Source organism: Bacillota bacterium, from assembly GCA_033549065.1.
GTDB lineage: Bacteria > Bacillota > Dethiobacteria > DTU022 > DTU022 > JAWSUE01.
The window spans coordinates 1-19300 of the sequence record JAWSUE010000019.1 but is presented as its reverse complement, the minus strand read 5'-3'; the positions used below and the strand labels follow the sequence as shown (position 1 = coordinate 19300).

The window sequence follows — 19300 nt, the reverse complement described above, 5'->3', positions numbered from 1 at the left end:
ATCAAGATGGAGGGATCATGATGTCTATTGAATATTGGGAAACAGCTCTCAGGTTATTGCTGGCTGTCATTCTCGGGGGTCTAATTGGGCTCGAACGTGAATCTCACAGGCGCCCGGCAGGCTTTCGCACCCATATTCTGGTCTGTGCCGGTTCTGCGCTGATCATGATGGTTTCCGCCTATGGATTTACCGGTGCTATCGGCCAGGGCTACATTTCAGATCCCGGGCGTATCGCTGCCGGGGTGGTAACCGGTATTGGCTTTCTCGGTGCGGGAACAATCATACAGCAGCGGGGTAGTATACAGGGTTTGACAACGGCAGCCACCATATGGGTTGTCAGCGGGGTTGGTCTGGCTATTGGGGTAGGTTTCTACCTGGGTGCAATTTTAACAACTGTTTTTGTTTTGATCAGCCTTCTAACCCTCAGGAGATTTGAAAGATATTTTTTTTCCCGGCGCCGCCTGAAACATCTTAAAATAGTTGCCCTTGATCAACCGGGTTTGCTGGGAAGAGTCGGTGCTACCCTTGGAGATATGATGATCAACATCCGCCGGAGCGAAATCAGCGATCCCGAGAGCGCTGAAGCGGGTGAAGATAAGGTTAATATTGATCTTATAGTTGAATTACCCCTTGAAACTGACTTAAACAATCTTTTTACTCGTTTATATGAACTGAATGGGATTCTTGAAATATATTGGCAAAACAGTATAGTCCGGAAGAACTAAAAACTCCTCTATCTATATGAAAGCATCTTCAGTATTATACATATTATGCAGTAAAATGACGCAAAGCGAAGAAAACCAGTGAAATAATGACAATAAACGGATAGAATCGCAATATACTCCTCCTGTGACACTTGCTATTTTCCCTGAAAAATGAGATATTACTATTAAGGTCAGAGAAGGTCAAACATTTAAGGAGTGGCCGTTTTTAATGCCCAACCTTACCGATTATATAGAAGATTACTTGAAAAAACTGCTGGCTCTTAGCACTAACCAGCATATAGAGATCAAGAGGCGCGAGCTGGCCGGTAAATTTGATTGTGTTCCTTCTCAGATTAATTATGTTTTGGAACGACGTTTTTCGCTTGCAAGAGGATACCTGGTCGAGAGCAGGCGCGGGGGCAGCGGTTGCATCCGGATTTATCGTATTGAACCGGAACAACCAGATGCCTGGCGTGAGGTTATTTCAATCCTCACTGATGAAGAATTTGAACCTTCAAGGCTGAAGCATTTGATCAAACGAATGTATGATGACAAGATTATCTCAAGAAGGGAATCCCGCTTACTGGAAAAGATCATCAGTGATGAAATCTACCTGTTTGCCGGGTTAAGCAGGGAAAAGACAAGGAAATTACAGAAAAGGCTTTTCAGTGATATTCTTGAAGAGCTTCTGAAGACCGGATATTAAATTCTATAAGGGAGAATTTATCTATGCTTTGCCAGGAATGCCGAAAAAATGAAGCAACAATTCACATCATCAAGAGCTCAGATGGGAAACAGACTGAACTCTTCCTGTGCGAGCATTGTGCCCACGACCGGGATGAACTGGATTTCTCTTATGAGCCAAAATTTTCTTTGCACCAGCTCTTTGCCGGTTTACTAAACCAAAATCTCTTTAATAACCGGGAAGCTTCATCTTTCCCCGGTTTGCAGTGTCCTTCCTGCGGGTTGACTTTTGCCCAATTCAGCCAGGTAGGCAGGCTCGGCTGCAGTGAATGTTTTACCGCTTTTGAAGAACAGCTGAAACCTTTGCTGCGTAAAATCCATGCCGGATGTTCGCACCGCGGCAAAATACCGTTCCGGATCAGAACAAAAGTGCTTTACCTGCGGGAAATAGACGAACTTAAGGAAGATATGCAGCAGAAGGTCTTGAACGAAAAATTTGAAGAAGCCGCCGTCTTGCGGGATCGTATCCGCCAGCTGGAAGCACAGATTATAGATACCGGAACAGTAAAAGGAGAAAACCAGTGAAACAGGTTCAGTTTACTCTAAGCCGTTGGATGGAAGCGGGCGGCCCCGATACAGACGTGGTGATCAGTTCACGAGTTCGGATAGCCAGAAATGTCCGTAAATATCATTTTCCCTGTCTCGCTGCTGATGATATAAGAAACAGGATTCTGGAAGATATGCATTTGGCAACCGGTAAAAAAGAAGAATTTAAAGAGTTTTCATACTGGCCGATGGCAGACCTTTCTATACTGGAAAAGCAGTCGCTGGTTGAAAAACATCTGATCAGTCCCCTCCTGGCTGGTGAGTCCAAACACGGGGCGCTGCTGCTCAGACCTGACGAAGCGATTAGCATCATGATCAATGAAGAGGATCATCTGCGCATCCAGGCCATTTTACCCGGATTGCAGCTTGAGGAAGCCTGGAAGGAAGCCGGAAAATATGATGACCTGATTGAAAGTGAAGTCGACTATGCCTTTGATGAGCGTTATGGCTACCTGACTGCTTGCCCGACTAACATCGGAACTGGTCTTAGAGCTTCTTTGATGCTTCACCTACCGGCTCTGATTATAACCAGGCAGACCGGACGTATTCTTGGGGCACTTTCCCAGGTTGGCCTGGCCGTTCGGGGACTTTACGGTGAAGGTTCGGAAATAATCGGTAACCTTGTTCAGGTTTCGAACCAGGTAACTCTTGGCCAGAGTGAAGAGGAAATTATCAGCAACCTGTCCAGCGTAATTAGCCAGGTGATTGAGCAGGAAAAGAATGCAAGGCAGAACCTGCTCGATAAAAAACGGGCCAATCTGGCCGATAAAGCCTGGCGGGCACTGGGATTGCTGAAATTTGCCCAGGTAATGAGTTCCCAGGAAGCAATTCAACTCATTTCCGACCTGCGCCTCGGTTATGATCTCGGCCTGATTAAAACGGTCGATCATAAACTCTTAAATGAGTTATTGGTATTAATCCGTCCCGGCTGCCTGCAGCTTATGACAGGCAGGGAGTTAAACCGGGAAGAGAGAAATATTGAGCGCCCCGCCAGGATCAAGCAGGCCCTGGAACGCTCCCAATAATGTCAGGGGGACGGGGTTGTTGACAACTTTTTTAAAGTGTCAAGGGGACGGGGTACCTGACACACTTTTTACCCGGCAAAATTTAATTAATGTGTCAGGTACCCCGTCCCCCTGACACGCGATGAACTCAGATTATAAAAAGAGGTGATATAGATGTTTATGTTTGGAAGATTTACGGAAAGAGCCCAGCAGGTGCTTGTTTTGGCCCAGGAAGAAGCCAAAAGGCTTAACCACAACTTTATCGGTACAGAACACCTGCTTTTAGGCCTGGTTCGTGAAGGTTCAGGCATTGCTGCCCGGGCTCTCCAGAACATGGCTGTAGATTTAAACAGTGTAAGAAATGAAGTGGAAAGAATAACTCCCAAGGGTGAAAAGGTAATTCACCAGGGGATCAGCTATACCCCGCGGGCCAAGCGGGTCGTCGAACTCGCAATCGAAGAAAGTCAGAATCTCGGGCACAATTACGTCGGCACCGAGCATCTGATGCTCGGGTTGGTCCGCGAAGGTGAAGGCATAGCCGCCCAGGTATTGGCGAATATGGGGATAGATCTTAAACGGGCCCGCAAGGAAGTAATCCAGCTGTTGGGCGGAGAGGAAGGCGGATCCAGGGCTGCAGAAAGTGAGAAAGCCGACCCGCAGACTCCGACGGTCGATGCTTTTGGACGTGACCTCACCAAACTGGCCAAGGAAGGTAAGCTGGATCCTGTAATCGGAAGGGAAAACGAGATCGAACGGGTTATCCAGATCCTCAGCCGCCGAACCAAAAATAACCCCTGCCTCATCGGCGAGCCCGGTGTGGGCAAGACGGCGATTGCCGAAGGGTTGGCCCAGCGTATAGTCGAAGGTAAAGTACCTGAAATACTCCGGGGCAAAAGACTGGTTACCATAGAACTGGCTGCTGTTGTTGCCGGAACCAAATACCGTGGTGAATTTGAAGAACGTCTCCGTAAATTGATGACTGAACTGCGCCAGGCAGGCAACGTGATGGTTTTCATCGACGAGCTGCACACCCTGATTGGGGCCGGTGCGGCTGAAGGGGCTATAGATGCTTCAAATATCCTGAAACCGGCGTTGGCCCGCGGTGAACTGCAGTGCATCGGGGCAACAACCTTGGATGAATACCGCAAGCATATTGAAAAAGACCCGGCTCTTGAGCGAAGGTTCCAGCCGATCACGGTCGGTGAACCGACCCGCGAGGAAAGCATTGCAATTCTCAAGGGGTTGCGCGATCGATATGAAGCACACCACAAGGTAAAAATTACCGATGAGGCACTCGAAGCGGCAGTTAACCTGGGTGACCGGTACATTTCGGATCGCTTCCTGCCGGATAAGGCGATTGACCTGATCGACGAAGCGGCATCAAGGGTGCGTATTCGCAACTATACGGTACCGTCAGATTTGAAGGACGTTGAAGAAAAACTCTTTGCCCTGCGTACTGAAAAGGAAGCTGCTATCCGCAATCAGGAATTCGAAAAAGCAGCCAAATTGCGGGATGAAGAACATAAATTACAGGAAGAACTAGACGAGCAAAAAAAAGAGTGGGAACAGAAAGTCGGTACATCTGATCGCTCACTGGTGAGTGAAGAAGATGTTGCTTATATCGTATCCAGTTGGACCGGTATACCCCTCAAAAAGCTTGCCGAAGAAGAATCAGAACGGTTGCTGAAACTGGAGGAGACCCTGCATAAAAGGGTTATCGGTCAGGATGAAGCTGTGCAGTCCGTAGCCAGGGCTGTCCGGCGGGCTCGTGCCGGCTTGAAAGATCCGAAGCGGCCCATCGGTTCATTCATCTTTCTCGGTCCCACCGGTGTAGGCAAAACTGAGCTCGGAAGAGCTCTGGCTGAAGCGCTCTTCGGCGATGAAAACTCAGTCATCCGCCTCGATATGTCGGAATATATGGAGAAGCATACTGCCGCGAGGCTGATCGGCGCTCCTCCGGGATATGTCGGTTACGATGAAGGCGGCCAGTTGACTGAAAAAGTTCGCCGCAAACCCTATTCTGTTTTGCTGCTTGATGAGATGGAAAAAGCCCATCCTGATGTCTTTAACGTGCTGCTTCAGATACTTGAAGACGGCCGCCTGACTGACGGAAAGGGACGAACCGTTGACTTTCGCAACACGGTGGTCATAATGACCTCCAATGTGGGAGCTACTTTTCTCGATAAGTCGGCCATGGGATTCGGTGCATCCGGCGAAGAAGCCGATTACGAACAGATGAAGGAGCGGATCATGGATGAATTGAAACGCACCTTCCGTCCCGAATTTTTAAACCGGGTCGATGATCTGATTGTTTTCCATTCCCTCAGTGAAGAGCATATTCGTCAGATTGTCGATATCATGCTCAATGAATTGAATAGGCGTATCGAAGAGTTTAACCTGCATGTCGAAGTATCCGACGATGTGAAAGTAAAGCTTCTCAGGGAGGGCTTTGATCCCAAGTTTGGTGCCCGCCCTCTCAGAAGGGTCATTCAGCGCCGCCTCGAAGACGGCATTTCCGAGGAGCTACTGCAGGGGAAAATTGCTCCTGGTGATACAGTTAAAGTTAATTTGGACGAAGAAGAACACTATGTCTTCAGCAAGAAATAGATCTGCAAAACCCTCCTTCCGGGGAGGGTTTTGTGTAAATATTATGAATGTAGCAACTTTAAGGCATGCAAAGGATTTTTTACCTGTTTTGTCGAATAGAACAAGGCAATGACTATATAGGGTATATTTTTTTGCTCTAAAAAGAGGTGTCATTTTTGAAAATCGCTGTTTCCGGCAAGGGCGGCGCCGGTAAATCCACGGTGTCTGCTCAGTTGGTGCGCTGTTTTACCCTTCAACAGATGCCGGTATTCGCAGTCGATGCTGACCCCGATGCCAACCTTGGGCTTGTCCTCGGGCTGGATCCTGAAAAACTTGAGAACCTGCGTCCCCTGATTGAACTTCAGGAAGTAATCGAAGCCAAGAACGCCGGAGGCGGCGCTTTAGTCGATCTCAACCCCAATGTTGACGATGTTCTCGAAAACTATACCCTGCAGGAAGGTGTGCTCCGTTTTCTCAAAATGGGAGCCCTGAAGCAGGGTGGTTCAGCATGCTACTGTAAGGAGAATTCTTTTCTCAATGCCATCCTGACCACAATGCTGCTTGATAGACCGGAAGCAGTGGTTCTGGATATGAGTGCCGGTATAGAACACTTAACCCGGGGTACTGCCCGCGGGGTTAAAATGATGCTGGTCGTTGTCGAGCCGACCCGGGCAGGTGTTTCAACCGCCAGGGCGGTCGATCGCCTTTCGGCCGATTTAAAGATTGAAAAAGTCTTATTCGTGGGTAATAAGATCCGCAACGATGAAGACCGCTCATACCTCGAATCCTCACTTCCACCGGAAAGATTCGCTGGAATGATTCCTTTTTCAGAACAGGTTCTGGAGAGAGCTCGCCGTGGTGAACCTCTGGTCTCCAGCATGGAAGACCTGTTGCCCGGCCTTGAAAAAATATATAAGATGGCTTGCGGGAGGTGACCTTACAGTATAATAGTTTGCTTTAACCGAACCATTTATTTATCAAAGAATAAATGTGTATCAAGGGGACAGATAGGATTATAAAATTTAATTTTCTCACAAATCTAAAGGAGGTTAGACCTGATAATGTCCGAAGAGAAGAAAAAGATTGACAATAGAAGGACAATCGACCCGGCAGCTTTGGCAGTCATAGACAAGAATAGCGGCAACGGCCAGGTTGAAACTGCTTACGATCGCTATGTAAAAATGCAGCCCCAGTGTAACTTCGGCCGCACTGGCGTCTGCTGTCGGATATGTCTCCAGGGCCCCTGCCGTATTACCAAAAAATCATCTAAAGGCATTTGCGGCGCTCACGGTTATACAATTGTTGCCCGTAACCTGATCAGGGCTATCAGCGGCGGAACCGGCGCTCATGCCGATCACAGCCGTCATATGCTTTATGCTTTAATGGAGGTTCTTGAGGGAAAGGCTCCTGACTACAGCGTTGAGGATTCGGCAAAGTTGAAGAGAGTTGCCGGCAGACTCGGAATCGAGGTTGAAGGCAAAGATGATAACCAGCTGCTGGAAGCTGTTTTGCAGCAGGCTATAGCTGATTTCTCAAAAATTACTCCAGAACCCTGCAAGTGGTTGGAAACGACTGTAGTTCCCGAGCGGATGGAGAAATTCGATGCCTGCAACATACAGCCGCGTTCAGTTCATACCACTATCTCAGAAACCATGGGACAAACCCACATGGGCGTCGACGCCGACCCGGTTAACCTGATCTTCCAGGGACTGAAAACATCCCTTTGCGATTACATCTGCATGCATATCGGCACAGATCTTTCCGATATTCTTTTCGGCACTCCGAAACCGGTAACCACCGAAGCGAACTTCGGGGTCATCGATCCCGAGATGGTCAACATAGCTCTCCACGGCCACAACCCGCTTCTAAGTGAAATGATTGTGCGGGTTTCCCGCGATATGAAAGCAGAAGCCGAAGCAGCTGGTGCTAAAGGTGTAAAATGTATGGGTATCTGCTGCACCGGTAACGAGGTACTGATGCGCCAGGGAGTGCCGGTACTGACCAACTTCCTGTCCCAGGAGCTGCCGATCATGACCGGTGGTATCGATGCCATGGTCGTTGACGTTCAGTGTATTATGCCCGGGATCAAGGCAGTATCGGATTGCTACCACACCAGGATTATCACCACTATGTCACATTCGAAAATCCCCGGTTCCTACCATGTAGATTTTACAGAAGAACATGCTGTTGAGAAAGCGCGCGAAGTTATAAGCCTGGCTATTGAAGCTTTTAAAGAAAGGAAAGATAAAGGCTGCGATATACCCGATATCAAGCATAAGGTAACAGCCGGTTTCAGCCTGGAAGCGATGGAAGAAATTCTGGGCGCTGTAAACCCGGATGAACCGATAAAAGTGATTACCGATGCAGTGGAATCAGGCCAGCTTCGCGGCGTGGTCCTCTTTGCAGGATGTAACAACCTGCGCGTACCTCACGACAAGAGCCATTCAACAATCATTACCGAATTGGCCAAAAACAATGTTCTCATGGTTGCCACAGGTTGTGCTGCCGGCACAGCTGCCAAGCTTGGCCTGATGAATGCTGATGCAGTTGAGGAATATGCCGGAGAAGGGTTAAAATCCTTTATCCACATGCTCAATGATGCCAATAAAGACAAGCTAAAAGATAAACTGCCGCTGGTTTTCCACATGGGATCCTGTGTTGATAACACCCGGGCTTACGACCTGACAACGGCTCTCGCCCGCCAGTGGAAAGTAGATGTTCCGAAAGTTCCCTTCGTTGCCTCCGCACCGGAAGCGATGAGTGAAAAAGCTGTATCAATCGGCAGCTGGTGTGTAACCCTGGGCATTCCGACTCATGTCGGGGTTGTCCCCGAAGTTACCGGCAGTGCCCTCGTTGACGGAGTTGCCCTTCAAATTGCTGAGGATGTATACGGCGGCTACTTTATCTGGGAAGAAGATCCCGAAAAAGCTGCTGAAAAAATTCTTGCAGCCCTTGATGAGCGTTCATGGAAACTTAGGATACACAAACAGTCTGCTGAAAAATACGAAACTGAACTGTCCACAGGATGGTAAAAAATCGCTAAAAGGAGGCACGAACAATGAGTACAGGTGATGGTGTTCTGACCAGAGACTGGAAAGAATCGTTCGATGAGATATTCGACGGCGCAGTTGATGAGTCAAATCCGCCGTTAAAACTATTTGAGAAAGCATATGAAGGCGCAGTTATTGCCACCAGCTATGCTGAAATACTATTAAACCAGGCCATTAAGCGTTTTGGTCCCGATAAACCGGTTGGGTATCCCGATACCGGTTACTACCTGCCCGTTATCAGGGCGCTAAGCGGCGAAGCCGTTCAGAAGCTGGGCGAACTTCCGCCGATCCTAAACCGCCTGCGCAACCAGATTCACGAAGATCTTACCTTCGAAAATGCCCGTCTGTGCGGTGAAGCAGCCGCCTATTCGGCAGAAATTATTGAAGCCCTGAGATATCTTGATGGCGCAAGGCCGCATGTTGAGCCCTGGACCGGATTCCTCGGCGACCCCGTTGTCCGCCGTTATGGGATCCTCCTGGTTGACTGGACTATCCCCGGTCAGGCTGTAATTATGGGTAAGGGAAAATCGAGTGAGGCAGTGGGTAAATTGATCCAGGATTTGCAGGGTAAAGGATTTATGATCTTCCTCTGCAACCAGGTTATCGAGCAGGCTATCGAAGCCGGCTGTAAACTGGGGATAGACTTTATCGCCTTCCCGGTCGGTAACTTTACCCAGATTATCCACGCTGTTAACTACGCCCTGCGTGCAGGTATTGCTTTTGGCGGTATTCCTCCCGGAGAACGCCAGAATACCCGCGACTACCAGAGACGCCGTGTCCGGGCCTTTGTTCTCCAGCTTGGTGAAATCGACGAAGTTCAGGTTGCCGCTCACTTTGCAGCCATCTTCCTCGGCTTCCCGGTTATTACAGACCAGGAGCTTCCCGAAGATGAGCAGATCCCGAACTGGTACGTATCGAATCCCAACTACGACGATCTCGTTCAGGTTGCCATGGAAATCCGCGGGATCAAGCTTAAGATCCTCGACATCCCTGTTCCGATTACTGTTGGCCCTGCTTTCGAAGGTGAAGTAATCAGAAAAGGCGACATGCGAATTGAGTTCGGCGGCGGCCGGACAACAGCCTTCGAGCTGGTTGAAATGGTTGGCGAGGACGATATCGAAGATGGCAAAATTGAGGTTATCGGCCCGGAAATTGACGAGGCTCCGGAAGGCGGCTCCCTGCCGCTGGGTATCATGGTCAAGATCTTCGGCCGTAAAATGCAGGAAGACTTCGAAGGCGTTCTCGAACGACGTATTCACTACCTGATCAATTATGGAGAAGGTATCTGGCACATGGCCCAACGCGACACGATCTGGATGAGAATCAGCAAGGATGCCGCTGCCAAGGGTTTCAAGATCCACCACTTTGGCGAACTTCTTGTAGCTAAGTTCAAGGATGAATTCCCCTCTATCGTTGACCGCGTTCAGGTAACTCTGATTACCGATGCTGAAAAGGTTGAGGAAGGCCTGGCTCATGCCCGCACCTTTTACGCTGCCCGCGATGAACGTCTTAAAGGCCTTACAGACGAATCGGTCGAGGAGTTCTACTCCTGCATTCTCTGCCAGTCCTTTGCCCCCAACCACTGCTGTGTGGTTACCCCGGAACGGCTCGGGCTCTGCGGCGCAGTCAGCTGGCTTGACGGTAAAGCTGCTTACGAAATTGACCCGACCGGACCGAACCGTCCGATCAAGAAGGAAGGCCTGGTCGATGAGACGAACGGAATCTGGGATTCTATTAACGAGTATGTTTACAATAATACCAACCGCACGATAGAAAGGTGCTCAATGTACAGCTTCATGAATGATCCAATGACATCCTGCGGCTGTTTCGAGTGCATCATGGCTATTTTACCGGAAGCAAACGGGGTCATGATTACTACCCGGGAATATGGCGGGGATACCCCGATCGGGATGACCTTCTCAACCCTGGCCGGTTCCTGCGGTGGTGGGGTTCAGACCCCGGGCTTCATGGGTCACGGCCGTGCATATGTTTTGAGTAAGAAATTCATCAGCGCTGACGGTGGTCTGGGCCGCCTGGTCTGGATGCCCAAAGAACTGAAGGATTCTCTCGGCGATGCCCTGCGTGAAAGGGCGGAAGAAGCCGGCCTCGGTGCCGACTTTGTGGAGAAGATTGCCGATGAAACAGTCGGAGTTACTGCGGATGAGATCCTGCCCTTCCTTGAAGAAAAGGGTCATCCGGCTCTGACCATGGACCCGTTAATGTAATAGATGAGGATCCAAAGCTTTGGTGGAGGCGACGATGATACCGAAGCCTTTTCCTGATATAAAGACTACCTCTTGAAAGGAGTAGATAGTGAATGGGTTTAACCGGTTTAGAAATCTACAAACACCTACCCAAAACAAACTGTAAAGACTGCGGTTCCCCGACCTGCCTGGCTTTCGCCATGGCCCTGGCATCAGGAAAAGCTTCACTTGATGCCTGTCCGCATGTCACCGATGAGGCCAAGCAGGCGCTCGACTCCGCCTCCGCGCCGCCAATCAAGCTGGTCAAGGTCGGCACCGGAGATCATGTAGTAGAACTTGGCGAAGAGACTGAAATATTCCGTCATGACAAGCGCTTCTTCCATCCGACGGGGGTTGCTGTGATGATCAGCGATACCGAGGATGTGGCGGCCAAAGCGGAAAAATTCGACGGGCTTAAATTCCACCGGGTCGGAATGGACTACACAACCGACATGGTTGCCGTCAAGTGCGATTCCGGCGATGCCGGTAAGTTTAAAGCAGCTGTTGAAACAGTTGCCGGAAAGACACAAGAAGTAATGATTCTAATTGCCGACGACCCGGCTGTCATGGAGGCAGGGCTCGCTGTGGTAGCCGATCGCAAACCCCTGGTTTGTGCGGCAACAGCAGACAACTATGAAAAGATGACGGAGCTGGCCAAGAGCAAGGGCTGCCCCCTGGTTGTCCGTGGGAAAGACTTAAATGAAACAGCAGAGCTGGTCGAGAAGGTTGTTGCCCTTGATTACAAGGAGCTGGTCATAGACAGCGGGGCAAGGGAAACCAGCAAGGTTTTGGCTGATTTAACCCAGTTCCGCCGCCTGGCTGTCCGCAAAAAATTCCGTCCCTTCGGTTACCCGGCTATTGCTTTCACCTCGAAAGAAGACCCCCGGGAAGAAGTTATTCAGGCCGGGGTATATTTAAGTAAATATGCCGATGTTGTGGTTATGAAGGCTGCCGAGAAACAGCAGTTGCTGCCGCTTCTCTCATGGCGCCAGAACCTCTACACAGACCCGCAGAAACCGATTGCCGTTGAGGCAAAACTGTACGATATCGGTGATGCAAATGAAAATTCCCCGGTCTATGTAACCACCAACTTCTCGCTTACATACTTTATTGTCGAGGGTGAGGTAGAAAGTTCCCGTATTCCAAGCAGAATCCTTTCGGTAGATACCGGCGGTGTTTCTGTTTTGACCGCCTATGCGGATAATAAGTTTTCTGCCGAAACAATTTCCGAAGCGATCAAGAAGTCGGGAGTGGAAGATAAAGTCAATCACCGCAAGCTTGTCCTTCCCGGACACGTGGCTGTCCTTAAAGGAGCTCTTGAAGAAGAATCGGGCTGGGAAGTTATTGTCGGCCCGCGTGAAGCTTCGGGAATTACCAAGTTTTCCAAAGAAAACTTTGCCTAGAAATGAAATGGAATGTAAGAAATACCTAACGAAAGGAGTATATAAATGGCTGTAGAAATCCTTAAGGAAAAATACAGAAGTACAGTAGGCGAGGTTGTCCTCGGGGCTACCAAAGACCAGGGTGGAACCCGCAGCCATACAATAACTGTCGGTGGTGAATCGGCGCTTCCCTACCTTCACTTTGAAGGGGAAATACCTAACCGTCCGGTATTAGCGCTTGAAGTTTGGGATACGGCTCCCGAAGAATGGGATCCCCTTTTCGAAAAATTTTACGGAGATGTCTGGAACGATCCGGGCGCCTGGGCCAAGAAATGTGTCGAAGAATTCGGCGCTGACCTGATCCAGATCCGCCTGAAAGGCGCAGACCCCGATATAAAAGATGCCTCGGCAGAAGATTGCGTTGCCAGCGTCAAGAAAGTTCTCGAGGCAGTCGGTGTTCCTCTTATCGTTGTCGGCTGCGGCAAACCTGAAAAAGATAATACCCTGTATGCTCCCATCGCCGAAGCCGCTGCTGGAGAAAATCTCCTGCTCGGCGTGGCTGAACTTGAAAACTATAAAGCAGTTACCAGCGCCTGCATGGCCAACCAGCACAACATCATTGCCCAGTCCCCGATTGATATCAACATCTGCAAACAGCTAAACATTCTGATCGCCGAGATGAGCACCGCCATGGCTAACCGGATCATCATCGACCCGACCATTGCTGCTCTTGGTTACGGTATCGAGTACTCATATTCCATAATGGAAAGAGCCCGCAATGGCGCTCTCCAGGGCGATAAGATGCTTGCCATGCCGATGATCGGAAACGTGGGACTTGAATCCTGGCGCGCCAAGGAAGCAAATACAACTGCAGAAGATGAGCCCGGTTGGGGTGAGCAGGAAGAACGCGGTATCCTCTGGGAAGCAACCACCGCAATGGCCTACCTGCAGTCCGGAATCGACATTATGGTTATGCGTCATCCGGAAGCTTTGAAGATTATCAAAGCAAACATTGATGACCTGATGAAAGATAACAGCTATTGATTTGATCTATTCCCTTTCCACCGTCGGAGAGGGTAAGGGTGAGGGGGAAATTCCTCCTTACCGGTGCAGCAGCTTAATAATAAAGGAGGCGCCTAAATGATAATTATCGGCGAACGTATTAACGGTATGTTCAAAGATATTGCCCAGGCAATAAAAGACCGTGACCCCGCTCCAGTTCAGGAATGGGCTCGCAAGCAGGAAGAAAACGGTGCGCATTACCTGGATCTTAACGTTGGCCCCAGCTCCCCCGACGCTGTTGGAGCGATGAAGTGGCTTGTTGAAGTAACCCAGGAAGCAAGCAGCCTGCCGCTATGTCTCGATTCAACCAAGTATGATGCCATTGAAGAAGGCCTGAAGCTCTGCAAGCAGCCGGCCATGATCAACTCTGTTCCAGCTGAAATGGCTAAGATGGAGCGAGTTTTTACCATGGCAGCCGAATACAACTCGGAAGTTGTCGGCCTGGCCATGAACGAGGAAGGAATTCCGAAAGATGCCGACAGCAGGATTGCCCTGGCAGCCGAACTGGTTGCCACTGCAGATGCTTTCGGTATTTCACCGGACAGGCTTTACATCGACCCCCTGGTCCTCCCCTGTAATGTTGCCCAGGATCACGGTCGTGAGGTATTAAGAACCCTGAGGGAAATCAAGTTCATTTCAGACCCGGCGCCGATGACTGTTGTCGGCCTGAGCAATGTTTCCCAGGGAACCAAGAATCGCGAACTGATCAACCGGACTTTCGCTGTAATGGCCATGGCTAACGGGCTCGATGCCGGTATTGTCGACGCCAATGACGATGAGTTGATGGCAGCAATCGCATCGGCCAGGATCATTCTGAACATGGATATATACTGTGATTCATATATCGATGTATTCAAGAACCGCAATCGCTAAAACTAGAACTGTGATAAAATATAAAGCATATTTGACTGAAGGGATGGTGAGTATATGATAATCGCTGAGCGCAAGCCGCTAGAAGAAATTGCGGCAATGGCTGCCCCCTATAAGCGCGTCCTCGTTTTGGGCTGTAACACCTGCGTGGCCGTTTGTATGGCCGGTGGGCAGAAAGAAGCCGAAGAAACAGCGGCGCTTCTCCGTATACACCGCAAAAAGGAAAATGTAGGCGGCGAAGTAGAAGTATTTTCGATTGAAAGACAGTGCGAATTTGAAATGATCGACGATGTACTGGAAAAACTCAAAGGTTACGACCTGATCGTTTCGCTCGCCTGTGGTGTCGGAGTACAGACGATGGTTGAGCGTGAACCTTCGCTCAGAGTAGTTCCCGGCCTGAATACTACCTCCATGGGTTACCCGTTGGAGCAGGGGGTATGGGTCGAACGCTGCCTCGGATGTGGGGATTGTGTCCTCCATCTAACCATGGGAATCTGCCCGATTACCCGCTGCGCCAAGAGCATCCTCAACGGACCGTGTGGTGGCTCGGCAGAAGGTAAATGTGAGTTAGGAAAAGATGTCGACTGCGCCTGGCATCTGATTCACGAACGCCTTACAAGCTTTGGCCGTATAGGCGACCTTGCCGAGATTCAGCCTCCCAAGGACTGGAGATCATCACACCACGGTGGCGCAAGAACCACAGTAAGGGAGGATGTTAGAATTGATCGCGGGGAGTAAACTGGAAAAAGCAATTAACAGTGGACAGTTTGTAGTAACCGGTGAGCTCGGACCGCCAAAAGGCGCCGATCTTACAGCATTCAGACATCATGCCGAAGGAATGCGCAACCACGTGGAAGCATGCAACATTACTGATAACCAGACAGCAATCGTGAGAACCTCCAGTATCGCCTGTGGCGCTGTTTTGGTCCAGATGGGTATAGAACCGATCATCCAGATGGTTGTCCGCGACCGCAACAGGATCTGCCTTCAGAGTGATGTTTTGGGCGCATATGCCCTCGGTATAAAGAATATGCTTTGCCTTGCCGGTGACCACCAGATGTTTGGTAACGAACCCGGTTCCAAGGGTGTTTACGATATTGACTCAATGCAGCTTTTAAAAGGGCTGCAGACCTTGCGCGATGAGAAGAAATTCATGGGTGGGGAAGAGCTTGAAGGAGACATAAGCTATTTCCTCGGTGCAGTGGAAAACCCCTTCGCCGATCCCTTTGAATACCGTGTGGATCGTCTGGAGAAGAAGATAAACGCCGGCGCAAGCTTCATTCAGACCCAGTGTATATTTGACCTCGATCGCTTCGAGAAATGGATGGAAATGGTCCGTGAGCGCGGTCTGCACAAGAAAGTGGCTATTCTTGGTGGTGTAACCCCGATGAAATCGCTCGGCGCTGCCAGGTATATGAAGAATAACGTTTCCGGTATTACCATTCCCGACGAGCTGGTCGAGAGGCTCAAGGGAGCGGAAGATAAAAAAGCAGAAGGTCTGAAGATTGCCATCGAAACCATCGAACGCTTAAAAGAAATCGAAGGTGTGGCCGGGGTTCATATCATGGCTATCGCCTGGGAAGAAGTCGTTCCCGAGATTGTCGAGCGGGCCGGTCTTTATCCCCGCCCGAAATTATAGGTTCAATGGCCCGGCTAAGCGTTCAAGATCGCTTAACCAACCAACTTGGAGGGCATATTCCACTGAATCTGCCTCCCAAGCTTATCAGATCGATCGAATAAACATAAAAGGACAGGCCTTCAACAGCCTGTCCTTTTCTTTGGATGTATCCTAAAGAAGTGTCTCCCTGACACTGTTCAAAGCCTGGAGGTGAATTTATGAAAAAAGATGTAGTGATTGTCAGCGCCGTGCGCACCCCCATCGGCGATTTCGGCGGCTCGCTTCGTGATCTGTCTGCTCTCCAGTTAGGCAAAATTGTTGTTGAAGAAGCTGTCCGACGCGCTATCAACCTTCAAAAAGAGCAGGTCAATGAAATTATATTCGGTAACTGCAGCCAGCGCAGTGACGAGCCGAATATTGCCCGCTGCATTGCCCTGGAAGCGGGATTTCCTGTTGAAACAACCGGTTTCACTATCCAGCGGCAGTGCAGTTCAGCCATGCAGTCTATTGTCTCAGCTTACCAGGAGATAATCCTCGGTGATGCCGATATTGTAATCGCCGGTGGCGTGGAATCGATGAGTTCTGTACCTTATGTATTGAAAAGCGCCCGCTGGGGGCAGAGGTTGCAGCATGGAGAGATGACCGACGCCCTCTGGGAAATGCTCATGGATCCGGTGCACAAAATTATGATGGGTGAAACCGCCGAACGGCTGGCTGAAAAATATAAAATCAGCCGCGAGGAGCAGGATGAAATCGCTTTTCGCAGCCATGACAATGCCTTGAAGGCAATCGACGGCGGAACATTTAAAGAAGAGATTGTTCCTGTAAATATCAGTACACGTAAGGGTGAAACCATTGTCGATACCGATGAACATCCCAGGCGTGATATTTCGCTTGAATCTTTGGCCAAACTTAAGCCTGTATTTCGCAAAGACGGTACCGTAACCGCCGGTAACTCTTCGGGCTTAAACGATGGCGCCGCTGCAGTGATTCTGATGAGCGCCTCCAGGGCAAAAGAACTTGGGATGAAACCGCTGGCTCGTATCGTTTCATATGCCTGGGCTGGAGTCGAACCTGATTTAATGGGCTATGGCCCTGTCCCGGCTACACGCAAGGCGCTTCGCAAAGCCAAAATGACCCTGGGCCAAATAGAGTTGATTGAACTTAATGAAGCCTTTGCTGCCCAGTACCTGGCCTGCGAGAAGCTCTTAGATCTCAACAGGGCTATTGTTAATGTAAACGGCAGCGGTGTTGGTCTGGGGCACCCTGTAGGCAGCACAGGCGCCCGTATCGTGGTCACCCTGCTGCATGAGATGGCCCGCCGCAACAATAAATACGGTCTGGCCACTCTCTGTGTGGGCGGAGGCATGGGCATGGCCATGATTCTGGAGCGATTCTAATAATTGAAAAGAGGAGGTTTGAAAATGGCTGAATACATACAACTGGAACGTGAAGACAGGCTTGCAGTGGTAACGATTAACCGTCCGCCGGTCAACGCTCTGAACCAGTCGGTATTGAACGAACTTGAGGCAGTCTTTGATGATTTGGCCAAAGATGAGAATGTAGGGGCTGTAATAATCACCGGTGCGGGAGAAAAGGCCTTTGTTGCCGGTGCCGACATCACCGAGTTTCCTTCATTAAACAGCGCCAATGGAGAAAAATTAAGCCGCCGCGGGCAGGCGGTATTTCAGAAAATCGCTGACTTTCCTGCACCGGTAATCGCTGCGGTCAACGGCTTTGCTCTCGGTGGCGGGATGGAACTGGCCCTGGCCTGTGATATCCGGGTTGTTGCCGAAAATGCCAAAGTAGGCCTGCCGGAAGTAACCCTCGGTATTTTCCCGGGCTATGCAGGAACACAGCGCCTGCCCAGGACTATCTCACCGGGCAAGGCCAAAGAACTGATCTTTACCGGGGCGATGATCGACGGGGCGGAAGCATACCGCATCGGCCTGGCCGATCACCTGACTCCCGAGGGTGAATCACTGAATAAAGCTCGCGAACTGGCGGCTAAAATTTTAAAGGTAGGACCCATTGCTGTTCGCCTGGCCAAGCAGGCTGTAAATGAAGGGTTGGACAAGACACTTGGAGAAGGACAGGAGCTGGAAGCTGCGCTATTTGCCAGGCTATGCGATACGGAAGACCAAAAAGAAGGAGCCAGAGCATTCCTCGAGAAGCGCCCCCCTGAATTCAAGGGCCATTAAAGTATTATTTGCCGGAGACCTCGCTTTTCAGGATAGGAGAAGGCGATTATAAAGGAGCTGATCTAAATGGATATCAAAACAATTGGCGTTGTCGGCGCCGGGACTATGGGCAGTGGGATTGCCCAGGTTTCAGCAGAAGCCGGTTTTAATGTGATTATGCGTGATGTTGAAGATAACTTTGTCCAGCGCGGTTTGGGTGTAATCAGTAAAAACCTTGGACGGGCAGTTGAAAAAGGTAAAAAGACACAGCAGGAAGCTGACGAGATTCTCGGCCGGATCAAGGGGACGACAAATCTGGAAGAATTTAAAAGTGTCGATCTGGTTATCGAAGCAGTGATTGAAAATATGGAGTTAAAAAAAGTGCTCTACAAGGAGCTGGATGCAGTCTGCCGGCCGGAAACCGTCCTGGCCTCCAACACCTCAGGTCTAAGTATTACCGAGATGGCCTCAGCAACAGGCAGACCCGACAAGGTGGTTGGTATGCACTTCTTTAACCCGGTTCCGGTAATGAAGCTGGTCGAGGTAATTAAAGGCGCGGCAACCTCTGAAGAAACTTTTAATTTAATTATGGATATCTCAGAAAAACTGGGTAAAGAACCGATTACCGTCAATGAAGCCCCGCTGTTCGTGGTTAACCGTATTCTGGTTCCCATGATTAATGAAGCAGCATTCGTTCTCATGGAAGGAGTTGCCGGCGCTGAAGATATTGATAAGGGAATGATGCTAGGGGCCAATCATCCTATCGGCCCACTTGCCCTGGCCGACCTGGTCGGTATCGATGTCCTACTCGCTGTGCAGGATACGTTGTACAAAGAAACAGGCGATTCCAAGTACCGGGCCTGCCCCCTGATTCGCAAAATGGTTCGCGCCGGCCACCTGGGCCGTAAAAGCGGCCGCGGGTTTTACAGCTACAAGTAGTGATATTAAAGATGGTAAAAGAAACTGGCAGGTTTTATTAACACCAGTTATTAAATGAATTATTGTTACAGCTATGCATTAGGTTTATGATCTATAAAAGCCCCCGGTTAAAAACCGGGGGCTTCATCAATCTAATCTTAAACTATCCTCACCCTAAAACAGACTCCACCAGGCAAAAGAAATTGCATCGGGGCCGGGTTCCAGGTTATCCAACTCAAAGGATTCCCTGATTTCAGCCATACCCAATACCTGCAGTTCCTGGGTGAAGTAAGTATTGGAGAAGGGGCTGCTCATGCTGGTAAAGCGTCTAGTATCACCGCTCGATGTGTAAGCATACTGATTGATTTCAATGTAATTGCCCACATATTTTCT

Annotated in this window: 17 protein-coding genes; 16 read left to right on the top strand and 1 reads right to left on the bottom strand. The window is 49.8% G+C overall.

Annotated features, from left to right (window positions below):
- The first annotated feature begins 20 nt into the window (after window positions 1-20).
- The 16 genes from SCJ97_11000 (at window position 21) to SCJ97_10925 (ending at window position 18928) form a co-directional block, all read left to right on the top strand.
- Window positions 21-725: an MgtC/SapB family protein gene (locus SCJ97_11000; GenBank protein MDW7740561.1), complete on the top strand. Its 705-nt coding sequence runs from the start codon at window positions 21-23 to the stop codon at window positions 723-725.
- Between the two features lie 208 nt (window positions 726-933).
- Window positions 934-1410 (top strand): CtsR family transcriptional regulator, encoded by a 477-nt coding sequence (locus tag SCJ97_10995; protein MDW7740560.1) that lies wholly within the window; start codon window positions 934-936, stop codon window positions 1408-1410.
- 23 nt (window positions 1411-1433) lie between these two features.
- Window positions 1434-1973, top strand: coding sequence for a UvrB/UvrC motif-containing protein (locus tag SCJ97_10990; protein ID MDW7740559.1), 540 nt, complete (start codon window positions 1434-1436; stop codon window positions 1971-1973).
- Window positions 1974-2002: 29 nt separating this feature from the next.
- Window positions 2003-3019, top strand: coding sequence for a protein arginine kinase (locus SCJ97_10985; protein ID MDW7740558.1), 1017 nt, complete (start codon window positions 2003-2005; stop codon window positions 3017-3019).
- Window positions 3020-3178: 159 nt separating this feature from the next.
- Window positions 3179-5605: an ATP-dependent Clp protease ATP-binding subunit gene (locus SCJ97_10980; GenBank protein ID MDW7740557.1), complete on the top strand. Its 2427-nt coding sequence runs from the start codon at window positions 3179-3181 to the stop codon at window positions 5603-5605.
- Between the two features lie 155 nt (window positions 5606-5760).
- Window positions 5761-6519 carry an AAA family ATPase gene (locus tag SCJ97_10975; protein MDW7740556.1) on the top strand — a complete coding sequence of 253 codons (759 nt, stop codon included), beginning with the start codon at window positions 5761-5763 and terminating at the stop codon, window positions 6517-6519.
- A gap of 126 nt (window positions 6520-6645) precedes the next feature.
- Window positions 6646-8616: an anaerobic carbon-monoxide dehydrogenase catalytic subunit gene (cooS, locus tag SCJ97_10970; GenBank protein ID MDW7740555.1), complete on the top strand. Its 1971-nt coding sequence runs from the start codon at window positions 6646-6648 to the stop codon at window positions 8614-8616.
- Window positions 8617-8642: 26 nt separating this feature from the next.
- Window positions 8643-10859 carry an acetyl-CoA decarbonylase/synthase complex subunit alpha/beta gene (gene acsB / locus SCJ97_10965; protein ID MDW7740554.1) on the top strand — a complete coding sequence of 739 codons (2217 nt, stop codon included), beginning with the start codon at window positions 8643-8645 and terminating at the stop codon, window positions 10857-10859.
- Window positions 10860-10951: 92 nt separating this feature from the next.
- Window positions 10952-12280 carry an acetyl-CoA decarbonylase/synthase complex subunit gamma gene (gene acsC, locus SCJ97_10960; GenBank protein ID MDW7740553.1) on the top strand — a complete coding sequence of 443 codons (1329 nt, stop codon included), beginning with the start codon at window positions 10952-10954 and terminating at the stop codon, window positions 12278-12280.
- Window positions 12281-12325: 45 nt separating this feature from the next.
- Window positions 12326-13303, top strand: coding sequence for a CO dehydrogenase/acetyl-CoA synthase subunit delta (cdhD, locus tag SCJ97_10955; protein MDW7740552.1), 978 nt, complete (start codon window positions 12326-12328; stop codon window positions 13301-13303).
- A gap of 96 nt (window positions 13304-13399) precedes the next feature.
- A complete protein-coding gene (locus SCJ97_10950) occupies window positions 13400-14194 on the top strand; it encodes a methyltetrahydrofolate cobalamin methyltransferase (protein MDW7740551.1) in 795 nt (264 codons plus the stop codon).
- A gap of 54 nt (window positions 14195-14248) precedes the next feature.
- Window positions 14249-14929: a methylenetetrahydrofolate reductase C-terminal domain-containing protein gene (locus SCJ97_10945; protein MDW7740550.1), complete on the top strand. Its 681-nt coding sequence runs from the start codon at window positions 14249-14251 to the stop codon at window positions 14927-14929.
- On the top strand, window positions 14904-15830 hold the full coding sequence (locus SCJ97_10940; GenBank protein MDW7740549.1) for a methylenetetrahydrofolate reductase: 927 nt from the start codon (window positions 14904-14906) through the stop codon (window positions 15828-15830). Before SCJ97_10945 ends, SCJ97_10940 begins: the two co-directional genes overlap by 26 nt.
- Window positions 15831-16027: 197 nt before the next feature.
- Window positions 16028-17209 carry an acetyl-CoA C-acetyltransferase gene (locus SCJ97_10935; protein MDW7740548.1) on the top strand — a complete coding sequence of 394 codons (1182 nt, stop codon included), beginning with the start codon at window positions 16028-16030 and terminating at the stop codon, window positions 17207-17209.
- 24 nt (window positions 17210-17233) lie between these two features.
- Window positions 17234-18010, top strand: a complete 777-nt coding sequence (locus tag SCJ97_10930; protein ID MDW7740547.1) for an enoyl-CoA hydratase-related protein — start codon at window positions 17234-17236, stop codon at window positions 18008-18010.
- Window positions 18011-18082: 72 nt separating this feature from the next.
- Window positions 18083-18928, top strand: a complete 846-nt coding sequence (locus tag SCJ97_10925) for a 3-hydroxybutyryl-CoA dehydrogenase (protein MDW7740546.1) — start codon at window positions 18083-18085, stop codon at window positions 18926-18928.
- 153 nt (window positions 18929-19081) lie between these two features.
- Here the strand turns inward: SCJ97_10925 and SCJ97_10920 are convergent.
- On the bottom strand, window positions 19082-19300 hold a 219-nt coding region (locus SCJ97_10920; protein MDW7740545.1), incomplete at its 5' end, for a hypothetical protein.